Origin of the sequence: Entomomonas moraniae, from assembly GCF_003991975.1 — a bacterium.
Taxonomy (GTDB): Bacteria; Pseudomonadota; Gammaproteobacteria; order Pseudomonadales; family Pseudomonadaceae; genus Entomomonas; species Entomomonas moraniae.
Window position 1 is genome coordinate 2,806,505 of sequence record NZ_CP029822.1, and the last position, 17,376, is coordinate 2,823,880.

Sequence of the window (17,376 nt, forward strand, 5' to 3'; positions counted from 1 at the left end):
TAAAATATGAGTGTTAAGTTGAAAAGAATAGCATTAGCGTTTAGTACGATTGTTGTTTTGTCGGGGTGTGGAACGAATCAACCAGATTCCATTCCTGTTGTTGATGCAAGTTCTCCTTTATCGAACAAGCCAAATCCTCTTGAAAAGAATACAACACCCGTTTCTAGTCCTTCAAAAAATGAAGCTGTTGCACAAGCAATACCTCAGGGGGTTGATGAAGATGTTCAACCTGCTGCTGTCCATGATAGTTCAGCGCTTCCTACAGGTATTCCTGTCAGCAATAATGGTGGTGGCGCACCCTTAGATGATGCAGTGCTTGCATTATTAACAACCGCACAACAACAAAAAGATGCGGGTAATTTGAATGAAGCAGCTGCAAGTGCGGAGCGTGCTCAACGTATTGCTCCAAGCGAACCAAGGGTGTTATATATGCTTTCAGTTATTCGCTTGCAACAAGGTGATGCTGAAGTGGCAGAACAGTTAGCCCGTAGAGCATTATCTTATACGACAGATGGGCAGGCAGAACTGAAATCAAATCTGTGGGAAGTGGTTGCACAAGCACGCGATAAGCAAGGTGACCAAGTAGGTGCAGATCAAGCACGCCAGCAAAAAACTACCAGTATTTAATTTTCTATAAAGATAAAAAGGGAATATGCTGTTCCCTTTTTATTTTCTCGCTTATGTTATTTAACTAATTACTATGTCTTCTCTTAATCCCCGTCAGCGTGAGGCAGTTCATTCAATTAGTGGCCCTTTATTGGTTCTTGCTGGTGCAGGTTCTGGCAAAACCAGTGTAATCACTAAGAAAATAGCTTACCTTATTCAAGAGTGTGGTATCAAAGCACATCATATCGTGGCAGTGACTTTTACCAATAAAGCCGCCAGAGAAATGAAAGAGCGGGTTAGCGGCTTATTGCGTAAAGGTGAGGGGCGAGGCTTAACCGTATCCACCTTTCATAACCTAGGGCTAAATATTATTCGTAAAGAATATCTAACGCTAGGCTATAAAGCAGGCTTTTCTATTTTTGATGATACTGATGTTAAGTCACTGCTGAAAGAAATTATGCATAAGGAATATGCGGGTGACGATGGTATTGATGAGGCACTGAATAGAATTAGTCGCTGGAAAAATAATTTAGTTTTACCTAACGAGGCTGTAGAACAAGCGCGTAATGCCAATGAACAAATGCTAGCGCATCTTTACATGCACTATCAACGGCTATTAAAGGCTTATAATGCAGTTGATTTTGATGATCTTATTTTATTGCCTGTTAAGCTTTTTCAAGGTAATGAAGCCTTATTACAACGTTGGCGTAATAAAGTGCGTTATTTATTGGTCGATGAATATCAAGATACCAATGCAAGCCAATATTTGTTAATCAAGCTATTGGTAGCAGATCGGGCACAATTTACGGTAGTAGGTGATGATGACCAATCTATTTATGCATGGCGTGGCGCAAAGCCAGAAAACTTGATGCAGCTAAAGCAAGATTTTCCCTCTTTAAAAGTGATTATGTTAGAGCAAAATTACCGTTCAACGAGTCGTATTTTAAAGTGTGCTAATCACTTAATTACCAATAATCCCCACGTATTTGAGAAAAAATTATGGAGCGATAAAGGGGATGGTGATTTAATCAGAGTGATTCGTTGTCGTAATGAAGAGGCCGAAGCTGAACGTGTTGCAACAGAAATACAAGCCATTGTGTTAAAAACACAGCGCTCCTATGGGCAGTTTGCAATTCTTTACCGTGGTAATTATCAAGCTCGTTTGATCGAGCTAAAACTTCAACACCACAACGTACCTTATGTCATTACTGGAGGGACAAGTTTTTTCGCTCGGCAAGAAGTGAGAGATATCATGTCTTATTTGCGCTTGTTAGTAAATCCAGATGATGATAACGCTTTTTTACGGGTGATTAATGTTCCACGCCGTGAAATAGGTTCGGTGACGTTAGAAAAGCTGAGTAATTATGCCACTCAACAGCGTACATCCCTTTATAATGCTGCCAGTGATAGAGCTTTGTTAGATACGCTGGACCAACGTTTTGTCGAGCGTTTACAACGTTTTACCAGTTGGATGGACAGCATTCGTCAACAATGCAGCCAAGGTGATCCTGTGGCAGTCTTGCGCAGTATGGTGGTTGATATTGATTATGAAACTTGGCTTAGACAAAATGCTTCCAACGATAAAGTGGCAGAAGCCAGAATGGGTAATGTGTGGTTTCTGATTGATGCGTTAAAAAATACCCTTGAGCGAGATGACGAGGGTAAAATGACCATTGAAGAGGCGGTTTCACGATTGGTGCTAAGAGATATGCTCGATCGCCAAGCAGAAGAAAAAGAGGAAGATGCGGTACAGTTGATGACATTGCATGCCTCTAAAGGGCTAGAGTTTCCTTTTGTATTTTTAATGGGGATGGAAGAAGAGTTACTGCCTCACCGCTCTAGTATTGAAGTCGATAATATAGAAGAAGAGAGGCGTTTGGCTTATGTAGGTATTACACGCGCTAAGCAGCATTTAACTCTGACCTATGCGGGAAAACGTCGCCAATATGGTGAGGTAATTGATTGTTTGCCAAGCCGTTTTTTAGCAGAACTTCCACAAGAAGAGTTAAGATACGAAGGGCTAGAGAATACACCTGTTGAGCAAAAAGCCGAAGCAGGCAATACGGCACTGTCTAATATCCGCGATTTATTAAAGAAGAAAAGCTAATGACTAAAATAATTACTATTGCTGCTGCATGCATTATTGATCCCCTTAATCGCTTATTAGTGGTTCGTAAGCAAGGTTCTGAAATTTTCATGCAACCGGGCGGAAAGATAGAACTTAATGAAAAGCCTATAGAAGCCTTAGTTAGAGAAATTAAAGAAGAATTGTTGTTAGCAATTGATTTAAGTTTGCCGAAGTATATTGGTCAGTTTGAAGCCCCTGCCGCTAATGAGCCAGGTTATATTGTGAAGGCCGAGCTATTCAAAATAGATTTACCTTATAGTCCAGAGTTAACAGTAGCCGCTGAAATAGCAGAGGCTAAATGGCTAACTGAGAAAGAGATAACCACCATTAATATGGCGCCACTGATGCATACCTATGTGATTCCTCTTTGGATAAAGTAATAAAGTTAAGTTGTTTGAATAGAAAGCCGTTGATAGAGCGGCTTTCTATTATGTGATTACTTATGGAATTGCGCCTTAGATACGGATGAACGGCGAAGATAAAGACTTGCCAACTTTTATTATTTTTTTAAATATAGCCAATTTACTTTTATTTATCGGGTGTTAATTATTTAGTTGTTTCTTTGTTCTATTTGAAACTTTAATAAGGCAGTACTCCGATAAAAGCCATGGGCAAATTTACCAAACGGTATTGTTAAAAAAAATGTCATCACACTGGCTAAGTGGATAATTAATAAAATACCCATGGCTGAAGTATTTCTAAATCCAAGTAAGGCCAATCCTGTTACACTAATGATCAGTAATAAGAAAATAAATCCACGATCCATTGGTTTTTGTTTAGCATCACCATGCAGTGGGTCACGCTTGACATTAAGATATAAGAGTCCTACGGGTCCTATTATTAAGCCCAAGCCACCCACTGTACCGAATATGACAGGTAAACTAAAAAATGGATAGGGAGCTTCAAGCCCTAAAAAGTAATGATAACCTGTAGCGAAAATGGTGGCTAAGAAGCACAGTAAAAAACCGTACATTGTGAGGTGGTGAAAGCGGCGGCGAATCAGTGTATAACGATCACTATCTTCATTACAGCCTTTGCCATGCCCCCCATCAAGGTACTTGAGTGTAAGGATATCTTTAGTAGCATCTTTAATATCAACAGCTTTTACCTGATTTTTAATCACTTGAGAGGTTTGTCGCCAAAAATTAGTAAGACCAAGCCCTAGCAGTAAAAAAGCCAGAATAAAGATACTACCAAAAGTGATGGCTAAAAAGTTATGAGGGAAAATACTGTAAAAATTGCCCTGATATAACCCAAATAGGCTGTTGTTATTGAAAAAAGTAGTCACTAATAAAAAGAAAGTAAACGTTAGTGTGAGTAAACTAACCATAGTAATACCTGCTTTTTGATAGAGCTGACCTAAAAAGCGAGGGATTGAGAAATTTTGGTAGGTTTCTAAACGCACTTTTGCCATCGCTTTAGGAATGTTAACGCCGAACTCGTGTGGTGGAGCATATTGGCAAGCATGAAGACAGTTACCACAGTTATGGCAAATATTGGCTAGATAATGAATATCTGCACGATTAAAGGATAGACGATGAGTCATGGCTTGAAAAACAGCACAGAAAGACTCACAGTAACGGCAAGCATTACAAATTTGCAGTGCCGCCGCCGCCTCTTGTTCATTTTTAGACAGCTGAACAACTGGAATTAATTGATTAGCAGTACTCATTAGATGGTCTCTTTTATTAAAGCAGCTTTTGCTGCATTTTTACCTGCAATACGTCCGAATGTCGTTCCAATAGACATGCCAACACCCGCTGTATACCCTTGACCTAGTACATTACCGGCCATCATTTCACCGGCGACATAAAGATTTGGACTTGGCAAGTTGTTAAAACGTACTGCCGAGTCTTCTTCAACTTTTAGACCTAAATAAGTAAAGGTAATGCCTGGGCGTAAGGCATAGGCATAAAACGGTGGTGTATCCAAAGGGGTTGCCCAGTGTGTTTTTGCTGGCGTTAAGTCTTGTGTATGGCAATTATCCAGTACGGTATGATTAAATTCACCTTTTATGCAGGCTTGATTAAAACCATTAACAGTTTTTTCAAGTTTTTCTGGGTTAAGATCGCATAGTACAGCGAGCTCTCGGATAGTATTGGCGGTTTTTCCTGCAAAAACTGGGGGCATAAAGCGACCCAATGATTTCGAATCAATAATAGAAAAGCCAATTTGACTCGGCTGCTTGGCGACAAGTCGCCCCCAAATAGCATACCGTTTAGGCCAAAAGTCTTCTCCTTCATCATAAAAGCGTTGAGCATTTTTATTGACGACAATGCCTAGTGAGACGCAGTCTATACGGGTACAGATTCCACCATCATATAATGGGGCTCTAGCATCTACAGCAACGCAATGCGATTGTGAAGGATCACCAATAATATCAGCGCCTTGATCAATCATGAATTTAAGTAGATTTCCTTGGTTAAAACGTGTACCGCGAATAACGAAGTTATCAGCAATCCATTCGCCCTCTTCATTTTTTCCCCATGCTTCTTTTAGCCAGTTAAGGTTTGATTCAAACCCTCCCGCTGCTAAAACACAGGCTTTAGCTTCAAAGCGTGTACCATCTTCAGCGATAGCTGCTACAAATTTGCTATCGTTTAATTCTAACTCCTTTATTTTGGTGTTGTATCTAATTTTTATCCCTAAGGCAATTGCACTGCGATAATAGGCATTAATCAGCGCTTTACCTCCACCCATAAAAAATGCATTGGTTCGTGCAACATGCAATGCACCTGAAAGTGGAGGTTGAAAATTGACACCGTGTTTTTTCATCCATGTTCGACAGCTTTCTGTTGAGTGAATGACTAATCGTGCTAGTGTTTCATTTGTTTTTCCAGCAGTTACTTTAAGTAAGTCTTGCCAGAATTCTTCTTCAGGATAGGCCTCAACTAAAACATCTTGAGGCGCATTATGCATACAGCGTAGATTGCGCGTATGCTGAGAATTACCACCTCGCCATTCTTTAGGTGCTGCTTCAAGTAGCAGTACAGAAGCTCCTGCTTCCTGTGCAGTAATAGCTGCGCAGAGCGCCGCATTACCGCCACCAATTACTAAAACATCGTACATAGCTAATCCTTTTAATTATTTTTTTATCACTGTAAAGGAAATATAGCTATGCTAGTAAGTAGCAAAAAATGTAGAGGGGGTTAATTTAATTGAATACCCCAACTATATTAAGCTTGTGCCTAACCATGCACCTTGCTGAATTAAATCATTTGTAGAAGCACGTATAACAGATTTTGCTGCTAGTGCTGAGGGAGATAGTACCTCTTCAGAAAGACTGACTAAATAATTAGTTCGTTCAATCGTTGGGTTGATTATTTTTAAACTGTTTAAATGGTGATAGTGTTGGTTAATAAAAATGCTGCTAGGCTGAATAGTAGCAACACATAGGCTAGCAACTGTTTTCATTAATAAACTAAGGCCATCAATTTCATAGATGATGTTGAGTTTTGATATTTCTTTATCAATGAGGCGCCTTAGACCATGGCCTGTGCTGGGTAATGCTAGAGGTAAAGGTTCTATATGGTTTGATGGAAGTGTTTCTTGTTCCAAATAGTTTTCTAAATGATAGAGTTTAAAGAATTCATTATTACCAATCAGTGACATTGACTCATTGATTAGCGGTTCAGATGTCCAGCTTTCATCAGTGGGTTGATTAAAAATAATCGCTAAATCAAGTTGGTGATTATTGATCAGTTTGATGAGGTTACCAGATAAGCTTTCTACAATGTGTACTTTAATATCAGGATAGCGTTCGGCCATCAGCTGGATAAAATGTACACCTAAAATAGAGGCGGTGCTAGGAGGTAAACCAACACTCACATAGCCTACAAGACGTGATGATTGAGCTGCTTCTATCGCTTGGTTAGCATAGCGTAGTACTTGGCGTGCTTGTTTTAAAAAAGCAAGTCCTGCTGGCGTCGGTGTTACGCCTAAAGGGGAGCGTTGTAGCAAGCGAGTAGCAAGTTCTGATTCTAATTTTGATAACTGTTGGCTCAAAACAGAGGCGCCTACATTCAAATGTTTAGCGGCTTTACCTATGCTGCCCTGTTCAACGATTAATATAAAAGAGCGAAGTTGTCGTAACTCCATGATGGCTACCTATTTTTATAACTTAGTCATGTTATGGGCTCAGTAATTTATTAGAGATTGTCACAGTATTTATACGTGTTATTTAAAACAACCGTCTAACGCCTCTGAGATTTAATTATAATTTTGTATTTTATGAGTCGTTAAATATTACTTGATTATGCCACAGTTTCAATAAGGATGGGTATAGCTGTTTATTGCATAGTCTGTGAATATTTCAATAAGCAGATCAGTAATAGGTATTGAGCATGGTCACGGTGAGTATTAACAGGGCTAATAAAATAGCAGCTATTATTGTGCAAAGAATGATGAGTACTTTTCTGGTATTTTGGTCTTGATTGTCAATGGCTGAACTAAATTTAGATAAGCTAAAACCACCGAATAAGGCGAAAACTGTGGCTAGTCCATAAAGAACAATGAGTGAATAACTATTCATTGCAAAGCCAATCGTCAGCCCGATGATAAAGCCTAGTACACCACCAATAATAGCTAACGAAGCAGCAAATAATTTATTCATGTTTTTCCATTCTAATTAGGCTAGATAATATCTAGCCTAAATGGTGAGAGAGTGTATTGAAATTAAGGTGTGTAAATTTGGTCAAAAATAGCACCGTCAGCAAAGTGTTTTTGTTGAATATCTTTCCAATCACCAAAGTTTTCTTTAATTGATAAAAACTCTACTTTAGGGAAGCGGTCAGCATACTCAGCTAATATCGCTGGGTTTCTTGGGCGTAAGTAATTTTTAGCCGCTATGCGTTGTCCCTCATCGGACCATAAGTATTTTAAATAAGCCTCGGCTTCGGGTTTAGTTTTCTTGGTTTCAACTACCTTTTCAACAACCGCTACAGGAAGTTCAGCTTCAGCAGAAACACTAGGGTAAACCACTTCAAAACTACCTTTACCAAACTCTTTAGCAATCATTTCGGCTTCATTTTCAAAGGTTACGAGTACATCACCTTGATGATTTTGCATAAAGGTTGATGTGGCTGCACGGCCACCTGTATCGAGGATTGAGACATTTTTGAAGAGACTTTTTACGAATGCCTTGGCTTTTTCCTCATCGCCACCTTGTTTAAGGGCATAACCCCATGCAGATAAATAACTATAACGCCCATTTCCTGATGTCTTAGGGTTGGGGATGATCACTTCAGTTCCTTCTTTGACAAGGTCTGACCAGTCCTTAATATTTTTAGGGTTACCTTTACGTACAATAAATACCGTTGCAGAGGTGAACGGCGCGCTGTCATTAGGGAGTAACGTTTGCCAGTTTTCAGGTATTAAGTTACCTCGGGTTGCAATTGCATCGATATCAGTTGCCATGTTCATGGTGACAACATCAGCTTTTAACCCATCAATCACAGAGCGGGCTTGTTTGCTTGAGCCGCCGTGTGACATTTGGACTCTGACTTTGTCATCTTTATGCTGTTCATTCCAGTTTTTTTCAAAAGCAGGATTGTAGTCTCTATAAAAATCGCGCATGACATCGTAAGAGACATTAAGGAGTAGCTTATCAGCCCATACTGGGCCAGTAAAAGCGACAGTTAGTGATAAAGCCGCATTGAGTAGAATCCGATTCATGTGTTCGCCTGCTATGAAGTAAGATTTAAAGTGTTTAAAAGTTAATTAATGTTTCAAAGTAGAATGATATAGTAACAAATACTCTAGTGTTTACTAATCATTATTGAATATTTTATTGGAATATCAATATGCATATTTATTATTTAGTGATAAGGAAATTATTTTTAAGCTACCTAAATTAATTGTATAAAAATATTGCAAATATAAATGAGAATCATTATATTTAATAATTGATAACTAGTTATTACTAATTTGCCATCCAAAATTTGGCTTATTTTCTATAGCTATACCATGTAGATATTACTAACAGTAGAGTCTTTCCATATTATGAAAAAATATACGAAAACATCACTTAGTTTTGCCGTGGCGTCAGCAAGCTTACCCATGATGGGTTATGCTGACACTAGTGGAGAGAAAGTATTAGAATTAGATACACTAACAATTGAGGGGCATAAAGAGACACCTTATCAAACTAAAAAATTGTCTTCGCCTAAGTACACTCAAGAGTTAGTTGATACACCTCAAAGTATTACCGTTGTGCCTAGGGCAGTTATCGAGCAGCAAAATGCTCAAACCCTTCAAGACGTATTATCGAATGTCCCTGGTGTTACTTTTAACTCTGGTGAGGGCAATGGTGGGGTGGGGGATAGCATAAATATCCGCGGTTTTAATAGTGGCGATTACGGTGGCTCTAATGTGTACATTGACGGCGTTCGTGACTCAGCATTTTATACACGAACCGACATGTATAATATTGAACAAGTTGAAGTGATTAAGGGTTCTAGTTCTGCTGCTTGGGGTGCGGGTGTCATTGGTGGAGCTATTAACCTTGTGACTAAAACACCTAAGCTTGAAGATTTTGCTAAAGTTGGCGCTGGTGTGGGAACGGCTGATTATAAACGCCTAACGTTTGATGGCAATAAAGTTTTAGAACATGATTCAGGAACAGCCGCGCGCCTTAATATGGCTTGGCAAGATTCAGGGATAGATGGGCGTGATTGGTTTAAGCGTAATCGCTGGGGGATTGCACCATCGATTTCTTTCGGTTTAAATACTAATACTCGTAATACGTTAGCCTATGAGCATTTAACAGATAATGGTAATTATGATTATGGTATACCCACAAAAGTCTCTAATAACAGGCCTCACAAAGTAGATGGTGTTAAATGGGATGGTTATTTTGGCTACCGTAATCTTGATAGAGAAGACCAACGCATTGATCGTATTTCATGGAAGTTTGAACATGACTTTAATGATAATATTAGCTTTAATAATCAGGCAACTTGGTCTCAATTACAACGCTCTTATATTGTAACAACCCCTAGTGGTGCTAACGCATCCCTTAGACGTTTGCAAGGTGTTGCAAGGCATACAGATAACCAAACATTTAGCAATCAAACTAATATTATTTGGAAGTTTGATACCTTAGGCGTGAAACACACGTTAGTGACAGGAATGGAGTTAACCCGACAATATCTTGATTATAAGTCAGGAGGGTTACGCTGGCACAGTGCGATGGTTTCTAACTCTGTACCTGCCGATCCTAGCCATCCTGCTTCACAGTTTGTAGGTAACAAAGAAATTGCTTATACCAGTAAAATCAGTGCCGACTCTACCACTAAGGCTTTTTATGTCATGGATACCTTAGAGTTTGGTAAATACTGGCAATTAGATTTATCGGCTCGTCAAGATCATTATAAAGCCCGTATTACAGATACTAAAAGTCGCTCTGCTATTAACTCGGGTGGCAAACCTACAGGCGCTTATACTCCATGGGCGAAAGGTGATAATGAGCACAATAACGACAAACTATTTAGTTACCGTACAGCATTAGTCTTCAAGCCTGTAGAGTATGGCAGTATTTATGCTAGTTTCAGTACAGCGCAACAGCCACAATCAATACGTATTGCGACTTCGGGTAGTTTGGGTGATGATTTATCCCCGACTAAAGGTAAAAGTTATGAGTTAGGTACTAAATGGGATCTATTCAATGAGCGGCTTTCTTTAACTGCTGCTATTTTTAGAACAAAAGTTGATGCAACAGACATGGATGATACTGTAACGCCAATACAAACTTACAGTTATAAGCAAAAAACGGATGGGGTTGAGTTAGGTGTATCAGGTAACATCACAGACCGTTGGTCAGTCTTTGCGGGTTATGCCTATATGGACAGTAAGGTCGAAGGACGAGAAGGTTGGGATGATGGGATTACATTACCCAATACCCCTAGAAACTCAGCTAGTCTATGGAGTAGCTATGAGCTACCTTATGATATAACGGTGAGCTATGGTGTTCGTTATGTTGGCGAAAGAAGTATTCCTGGTGGACGCGGAACTTCGATGAGTCATAGTTCAAAAACGGTTGTGCCTAGCTACAGTGTTCATGATGCAGCCATTGCTTGGCAGGCGAATAAAAACCTTAACTTAAGATTAAATATTAATAATATATTTAATAAGCACTACTGGCGTCAATATAACGGACGTGGTTTTGGATTGCCAGGCCCAGGACAAGGAGCACAGTTAACAGCTGAATACAGTTTCTAATGACGATTAATAGACTCATTAATTTTTCGGTAACAACGCCCCACCAAGCTGCCAGTTTAATACTGGTAGCGGCTAAACAAGGTGATGCTATAGCCCAAGCAAAGTTGGGGCAACTGTTATTAGATGGTTATGGCATTACACAGGACTCAGTGCTTGCCTTTAAGTGGTTTAGTATTTCGGAAAAGAACGGTTGTTTACAAGGCACTAACATGCTTGGGCGCTGTTATGAAAATGGTTGGGGGTGCCCTATAAGTTATGAGAGGGCGGCCTACTATTATCAATTAGCTGCAGAAAAAGAATTCAGCTGGGGGCTTTATAATTTTGCGAATTTATTGGCTAAAGGAAAAGGTGTTGTAAAGGACTTGCAAAGAGCCTTTGACTTATATTATCAAGCAGCCCAAAAAGGTCATGCAAAATCAATGAATTTAGTGGGTAGGTTTTATGAAGAAGGGTGGTTGTTTACCTCTGATCTTGATAAAGCAACTGATTGGTATCGACGGTCAGCCAGTGCGGGAGACTTTAGAGGACAATGTAGTTATGCCTCTGTATTAACAGCACAAGGTAACGTTGATGAAGCAGTGATATGGCTAAAACAGTCGATGCAAACAGCAACGCATGGGTTTTTGCAAAAAATGGCCAGAGCACTCTGTGAGTCTCCGCATCAACCATTAAGAGCACTTTCTATTGAAATGTTTGAGCAGTGTGCACAGTGGGGTGATGATGATAAAAAAGCTTATCAAGCAATTATCGAACAATCTATAGGTAAAAAACATGCTATTGCAAATTCCTAATGTATTTTCTAAAGAAGAGGTTCGTTATATCCGTCAGCGGTTAGAACAAGCTAACTGGCAAGATGGACAATTAACTGCGGGGCACATCGCCATAAACTGTAAAGACAATGAGCAGCTTTCAGAAGAAGATCCTTTTGCTATTGAGCTAGGGGATGAGATTATTAAACGGCTAGGGAATCATCCGTTATTCATTTCCGCCGCGCTACCTCATAAAGTATTTCCGCCCATGTTTAATCGTTATCAGGGTGGAGGAACTTACGGCTTTCATGTAGATAATGCCATACGCAAACCTAAAACCAGCTCACAACGAGTTAGAACCGATGTTTCATCAACGTTATTTTTTAGTGAGCCTGAAGAGTATGAAGGCGGCGAGTTAGTTATTCAGGATACTTATGGAGAGCAACGTGTACGTTTGCCTGCAGGTGATTTAGTTTTATATCCCTCAACCAGTTTGCATCAAGTGACACCAGTAACTTCCGGAGCTCGTTATGCTTCTTTTCTGTGGACACAAAGCATGGTTCGCTCCGATGAGAAGCGGCGTTTATTATTTGATATGGATTGTGCAATACAACAATTAGTGCAAGATGTGCCTAATCATCCATCCATCATTAAATTGTCTGGTAACTACCATAATTTATTAAGACAATGGGCTGAGATATAATCATTTGTAAAATAACTAAATACAATAAGCCTAAACATTTATTACGCTTTGTTTTATTATAGGCTGAGTTTAATAAAATAATGAAGGTAAGAAAATGACAGCACCTCATCTCAATAAGAAAGTAAAAGATTTTACGGCGACCGTTACAGGTACGCCTAATACGGTGACACTCTCTGAATTAGCAGGGAAAAATGTTGTGATTTACTTCTATCCTAAAGACAGTACTCCTGGTTGCACAACAGAAGGTCAAGATTTTCGTGATCTTTATGATGAGTTTCTCGCACTTGATACCGTTATATTTGGAGTTTCCAAAGACAGTTTAAAGTCTCATGAGAATTTTAAGGCGAAACAAAATTTTCCCTTTGAGCTAATCAGTGATTCGGAGGAAGTACTATGCCAACAATTCGATGTGATTAAGTTGAAAAAACTTTATGGTAAAGAGTACATGGGGATTGAGCGCAGTACTTTCTTAATTGATAAGCACGGTACGTTACGACAGGAATGGCGTAAAGTTAAAGTGGCAGGCCATGCAGAAGAAGTCCTGAGAGCGGTAAAATCATTAAAAGAATAGGTTGGAATAACTTATTTTTTAAAAAAAGTATATAATAATTAATTAACTTTTTAGACTCAGGAGTCCTCGGTGGCTGTCGTTTTTGTTGCATCTTCATTACTACCTACCCCTTTTGCTGTATTTACTATGCATGGCTTTTTAGATGAGGAAACGGGGATAGAGCATGTGGCTTTAACTTTAGGTGACGTAAAGACTCCAGCGCCTGTTCTTGGAAGAGTACATTCAGAATGTTTAACAGGGGATGCACTGTTTAGTTTACGTTGTGATTGTGGTTTTCAGTTAGAAGCAGCTTTAAAAGCAATTGCCAAAGAAGGGCGAGGTGTACTGCTTTATTTACGCCAAGAAGGCAGAGGAATAGGGTTATTAAATAAAATCAGAGCGTATGCTCTGCAAGATAAAGGTGCTGATACAGTAGAAGCTAATGAACAGCTAGGCTTTCCTGCTGATATGCGAAAATACACCATGTGCCGTCCAATGCTAGAACATTTAGGAATAAAGATGGTTGAGTTGATGACGAATAATCCTAAAAAAATAGCTGCATTAACCGAGTTAGGTATTACAGTAACTAGCCGTAAGCCTATCGAGTTTGGTAATAATCGCTACAATGAGCGTTATTTAGCAACTAAGGCAAACAAAATGGGGCATTTACTCGGGTTGCAACACCAACAAGAATCACCAACAGATAATCACTGATTATGCCTATAAAGCGGTGGGTTAGTTTCCTTTTATTGTTTGTGACGGTTGTTGCGTATGGTGATGAATTAACCAAGCCAAAAATTATTAGCTTAACCCCCTCTTTTACCGATATGGTGGTTGATTTAGGAGCGACTGATCAGTTGGTAGGAGCATCAATACTCGATAAGCAGCGTTTACCAGTCCTTAAATCGCTTGATTCAATTGGTAATTTTGGAAGTTATTCTTTAGAAAAAATAGTCAGCTTAAAACCTGATATTGTTTTAATTTGGCCATCGGCGATCAACTTAGCACAACAACAACAGCTTTCTTCCCTTGGTATTAAAGTAATCAGCCGAGATCCTCAGACATTGAGTGATTTGGGTAATGATATTATTTATTTAGGAAAACAAATTGGTAAAGAGAAAGAAGGTGAGCAACTTGCAAAGCGATTACAAGAAGAGTTAGTGCAACTTAAAAAACAATATCATCGAGAAAAACCATTAACTGTATTTTACCAGATATGGGATAAGCCTATGTATACCATAGGTAAAAAACAAATCATCAATGATGCATTAAATATTTGTGGTGCTAGAAATATTTTTGATGATATTGATCTATCGGCTCCCCAAGTGGATATTGAAAGTGTGCTAGCGCGTAATCCACAGGTGATTATTTCTTCTAAACAATCGTTACTGAATAGTTGGCGATCATGGACAAACCTTTCTGCGGTGGCAAATAATAAACTCATTTTATTTCAGGATGACCGCATAGCGCGTCCAAGTACAGAGATGGTTGAGGCGATCAAGAAACTCTGTATTCAAATTAACGAGTAGGGCCTGTCTAGTAAGCACTTTATTTATTGAATATAACCATCGGGTGCGGATAGCGGTTTTTATTGAGTTATATTAGATTCTCTCGAGATATAACGTTCTATATTGGGAGCAGAGATTTAAAACTAGTTAAGAATAATGTCTTAACAAATATGATCAGAATGATTTGTTAGAGTAGTTCTAGATATTCTAAGTCTAGAACTACTTTCTTAGCTATCCTTAGCGGTTTCATCTTAATTAGAAACTATAACGATAACCTAAGTTAAACATCGCACTGTCAAACTTGCCACCGGTAGAGTAGTCTACTTCTGTATAAATGTTGTGTTTTTTGTTGATGGTTACATTGGCACCAATGCCATTATCGAACCAGCTAGAGCGGAAAGTATGGCCTTTTTTATCACCATTATTAAAGCGATAAGAAGCACCACCACTCATTTCTCTTACAACACCTGTTTTTACATAAATATTAATGGGGTTTTCACCTTGTATTTGGTAACCAGCAATACCACTGACTCTTCCTAAAGCGCTATTGTAATGACTCAGCCCCACTTTTAACCCATTGCTGGCATGGACTGTATCACCGTTTTGATAGCCATAAGATAGCTGAGCCTGTGGTTCAAGATAAAACCCTTGTTGCTTACTTTCAAGCCAAAAACGTTTTCCTATTTCTGTCGAGAGCATTATCCCTTGGGTTTTTCCTGTTCCTTTAACATTGTTTCCTGCCGTATCTCTTACGTTAAATTGGTTATGCATGCTGTTGTATTTTAGTACATTGTCTACATAGATACCGTTATCGTTTAAGTAAGTGGCATAAAGTCCCGTAGTATAATTCTTCCCTGTACCATTGCCATCTCTATAGTTAGGGTTAGTGCGGGTAAAACCAGCCATAATACCAATTAGCAACCGCCCACTTTGCATATCAATATTCTTATCAATGCCTAATTGTGTACCAGTATATGTCATGTCAAAGCCTTTCATGGAGTTACCGGAGAAAGCCGATAATTTACCGCCAAAGCCTTTTATCCATAGTCCATCGCTCTTAACACCTGCTACTTTGCTATTGCGTAAGTCGCCTAAACGTTGTAGTAGAGTTTGGTTTTCAATGTAAGAAGTTAAATAGGCAACATTAAGAAAACTGGTGGCAGCCTCTGCTGTAGTAGTTTTGCGACCAGTAGAATATAGCTCCCATCCAGTACTATTATTACTGTTATTAATAGACTGACGTAAACTATACTCATAAGCTCCTGCCTCAACAGGTTTTACTAATGAAAAGTTGCCACTATTGTTTTCTGGCGTTTCCACTACTTGTAATACTTCATTGCCTTGAGTTGCTGCTGAACCATTATTTGTAATGGCTAATTTGTAGTTCCCAGTATTCGATAATGTATCCGTTACTGTTAACAGATCACCATCAACCCCAGCCGAACCAATTCTTTCACCTTGATTATTGATTCTGGTAGCAGTAGTGATGCCACCTAAATTAACATGCATTCCAAAGTTGGCGTTATTACCTGCTAAGTTAGCTACCTCTAATGTTTGGTAGTTATTGGGGGTTGATAGGAAGTTAATGGAACTATCATTGGCTGTTAAATTTGTAACAATTGAACTATCAGTCATATCCCAAGTAGTACCCGTCATTGAAAGTTTAGTTGTAGAGTTATCACTGGTACTAACAACGCTTTTTAAATAGGAACCTTGTAATAGATTAAAATCTATTAAGCCTTGGTTTTGGGCAAATAGCCCACCATCAATAGTCATTTTGCTGCCGTCTGTGTCTGTAGTCACTTGACTATTATTCCCATCAACAACCATTGCTATCTCTGAGTTACCACTATTGATAGTGGTATTACCTTTGAATACTACTTTGCCTTGGTTTTGGGCAACTAGACCATAAGCCGTATTACTCGCATTGATAGATAAATTGTTAGCATTAACTTCACCGCCTATCACCCAAAGGGTATAGCCATTACCATTAGAGTTGAGCTCTACATTATCTAAATTAGCTTTTGAGGTAGTACTTTGTACTTGTAATGCAAAGGTTCCATTCGCAGTACTGGTAATGGAGCCATTTTTATAATTAAATAGGCCGCCCTGGAACACACTTACACCGTAACCTCAAATAGCTGTAATAGTTCCACCGTTGATGCTCATATTTCCCCGAACATCTATTGCGTGCCCTTTTGTCCCTGTTGAGCTATCTTGTATAATAGTTAAATTATTTGCTGTCAAAGTCCCTTGAAAATTCTCAATACCTGTTGCATTACTTCCTGTTACTTTTATTAAGCTACCATCACCCAAGTTTACTTCGGTATTTTGCTCGGTATGTATTCCTGTTGAGTTAGTACCAGTTGCGTTTATTGATACTTGATCAGCAGTAAAAGAAGCTTTATCGTTAGGAGAGGCATAAATCATCACACCTGTCCCTGTCGCTGTGATACTTGAGCTCCCTTTTAAATGAACCCTAGCACCATTTTCTATATCAAGTCCATAGGCAGAGTTAGCAGATTTAGATATAGCTGTTATATTGAGATCTGTAGCTGTTAAAGAAGTGCCACTTCCTTTTATCTCGATACCTGATGCATAACCATTGCCATTGGTTACAATAGTACTACCTGAACCTAAATTATTAGCAGCACCATTACTTAATTGAACAGCTGAAGTTATTGAACCTGTCGTATTAATACTGATGGCCCCATTATTATTAACTTGTATCCCCTTCCCACCGGTAGTTAAGTCGCTAATACCTGAGTTACCATTTGAAATATTAACTGTATCTCCATTTTCAAAAGTAATTGGTCCAGATATTGGTGTCGTGTAATTGGTTGCATGTGTATAATAAGGACAGAATAAAACATTAATAGCTACTACAATTTTTTTAAAATTAACCAACTTCATAA

At 38.9% G+C, this 17,376-nt stretch carries 16 protein-coding genes; 9 read left to right on the top strand and 7 right to left on the bottom strand.

Going from position 1 to position 17,376, the window contains the following annotated elements; translation table 11 throughout:
- Nucleotides 1-6 precede the first annotated feature (6 nt).
- The 3 genes from DM558_RS13030 to DM558_RS13040 all read left to right on the top strand — a co-directional run bounded on the left by DM558_RS13030 (nt 7) and on the right by DM558_RS13040 (nt 3,114).
- On the top strand, nt 7-627 hold the full coding sequence (locus tag DM558_RS13030; protein WP_127164390.1) for a tetratricopeptide repeat protein: 621 nt from the start codon (nt 7-9) through the stop codon (nt 625-627).
- 73 nt (nt 628-700) lie between these two features.
- On the top strand, nt 701-2,713 hold the full coding sequence (gene rep / locus DM558_RS13035; protein ID WP_127164391.1) for a DNA helicase Rep: 2,013 nt from the start codon (nt 701-703) through the stop codon (nt 2,711-2,713).
- A complete protein-coding gene (locus DM558_RS13040; protein ID WP_127164392.1) occupies nt 2,713-3,114 on the top strand; it encodes an NUDIX hydrolase in 402 nt (133 codons plus the stop codon). Before rep ends, DM558_RS13040 begins: the two co-directional genes overlap by 1 nt.
- 170 nt (nt 3,115-3,284) lie before the next feature.
- Here the strand turns inward: DM558_RS13040 and tcuB are convergent, their stop codons facing one another.
- From tcuB to DM558_RS13065, 5 genes are all read right to left on the bottom strand, one after another.
- Nucleotides 3,285-4,406, bottom strand: a complete 1,122-nt coding sequence (gene tcuB, locus DM558_RS13045; RefSeq protein ID WP_127164393.1) for a tricarballylate utilization 4Fe-4S protein TcuB — start codon at nt 4,404-4,406, stop codon at nt 3,285-3,287.
- Entirely contained in the window at nt 4,406-5,803 is a 1,398-nt protein-coding gene (gene tcuA / locus DM558_RS13050) for an FAD-dependent tricarballylate dehydrogenase TcuA (RefSeq protein ID WP_127164394.1), read from the bottom strand. Before tcuA ends, tcuB begins: the two co-directional genes overlap by 1 nt.
- A 102-nt stretch (nt 5,804-5,905) precedes the next feature.
- On the bottom strand, nt 5,906-6,832 hold the full coding sequence (locus tag DM558_RS13055) for a LysR family transcriptional regulator (protein WP_109704115.1): 927 nt from the start codon (nt 6,830-6,832) through the stop codon (nt 5,906-5,908).
- A gap of 226 nt (nt 6,833-7,058) precedes the next feature.
- Nucleotides 7,059-7,346 (bottom strand): hypothetical protein, encoded by a 288-nt coding sequence (locus DM558_RS13060; RefSeq protein ID WP_109704114.1) that lies wholly within the window; start codon nt 7,344-7,346, stop codon nt 7,059-7,061.
- A gap of 62 nt (nt 7,347-7,408) precedes the next feature.
- Nucleotides 7,409-8,407, bottom strand: coding sequence for a sulfate ABC transporter substrate-binding protein (locus DM558_RS13065; protein ID WP_127164395.1), 999 nt, complete (start codon nt 8,405-8,407; stop codon nt 7,409-7,411).
- A gap of 327 nt (nt 8,408-8,734) precedes the next feature.
- Here DM558_RS13065 and DM558_RS13070 point away from each other — a divergent pair, with 327 nt between their 5' ends.
- The 6 genes from DM558_RS13070 to DM558_RS13095 all read left to right on the top strand — a co-directional run bounded on the left by DM558_RS13070 (nt 8,735) and on the right by DM558_RS13095 (nt 14,482).
- A complete protein-coding gene (locus tag DM558_RS13070) occupies nt 8,735-10,951 on the top strand; it encodes a TonB-dependent receptor (RefSeq protein ID WP_127164396.1) in 2,217 nt (738 codons plus the stop codon).
- Nucleotides 10,951-11,742, top strand: a complete 792-nt coding sequence (locus tag DM558_RS13075; protein WP_127164397.1) for a tetratricopeptide repeat protein — start codon at nt 10,951-10,953, stop codon at nt 11,740-11,742. The genes DM558_RS13070 and DM558_RS13075 overlap by 1 nt, the downstream gene beginning before the upstream one ends.
- Nucleotides 11,723-12,403 carry a Fe2+-dependent dioxygenase gene (locus DM558_RS13080; protein WP_109704110.1) on the top strand — a complete coding sequence of 227 codons (681 nt, stop codon included), beginning with the start codon at nt 11,723-11,725 and terminating at the stop codon, nt 12,401-12,403. Before DM558_RS13075 ends, DM558_RS13080 begins: the two co-directional genes overlap by 20 nt.
- Before the next feature lie 94 nt (nt 12,404-12,497).
- Nucleotides 12,498-12,974, top strand: a complete 477-nt coding sequence (locus tag DM558_RS13085) for a peroxiredoxin (RefSeq protein WP_127164398.1) — start codon at nt 12,498-12,500, stop codon at nt 12,972-12,974.
- A gap of 69 nt (nt 12,975-13,043) precedes the next feature.
- Nucleotides 13,044-13,667: a GTP cyclohydrolase II gene (ribA, locus tag DM558_RS13090; RefSeq protein ID WP_127164399.1), complete on the top strand. Its 624-nt coding sequence runs from the start codon at nt 13,044-13,046 to the stop codon at nt 13,665-13,667.
- A gap of 2 nt (nt 13,668-13,669) precedes the next feature.
- Nucleotides 13,670-14,482 carry a cobalamin-binding protein gene (locus tag DM558_RS13095; RefSeq protein WP_127164400.1) on the top strand — a complete coding sequence of 271 codons (813 nt, stop codon included), beginning with the start codon at nt 13,670-13,672 and terminating at the stop codon, nt 14,480-14,482.
- Between the two features lie 234 nt (nt 14,483-14,716).
- On the opposite strand, the gene DM558_RS13100 is transcribed toward DM558_RS13095, so the two are convergent.
- Together DM558_RS13100 and DM558_RS13105 are read right to left on the bottom strand one after the other, a co-directional pair.
- Nucleotides 14,717-16,579 carry an autotransporter outer membrane beta-barrel domain-containing protein gene (locus DM558_RS13100; RefSeq protein ID WP_127164401.1) on the bottom strand — a complete coding sequence of 621 codons (1,863 nt, stop codon included), beginning with the start codon at nt 16,577-16,579 and terminating at the stop codon, nt 14,717-14,719.
- A 15-nt stretch (nt 16,580-16,594) separates the two neighbouring features.
- Nucleotides 16,595-17,374, bottom strand: a complete 780-nt coding sequence (locus DM558_RS13105) for a hypothetical protein (protein ID WP_127164402.1) — start codon at nt 17,372-17,374, stop codon at nt 16,595-16,597.
- Nucleotides 17,375-17,376 lie beyond the last annotated feature (2 nt).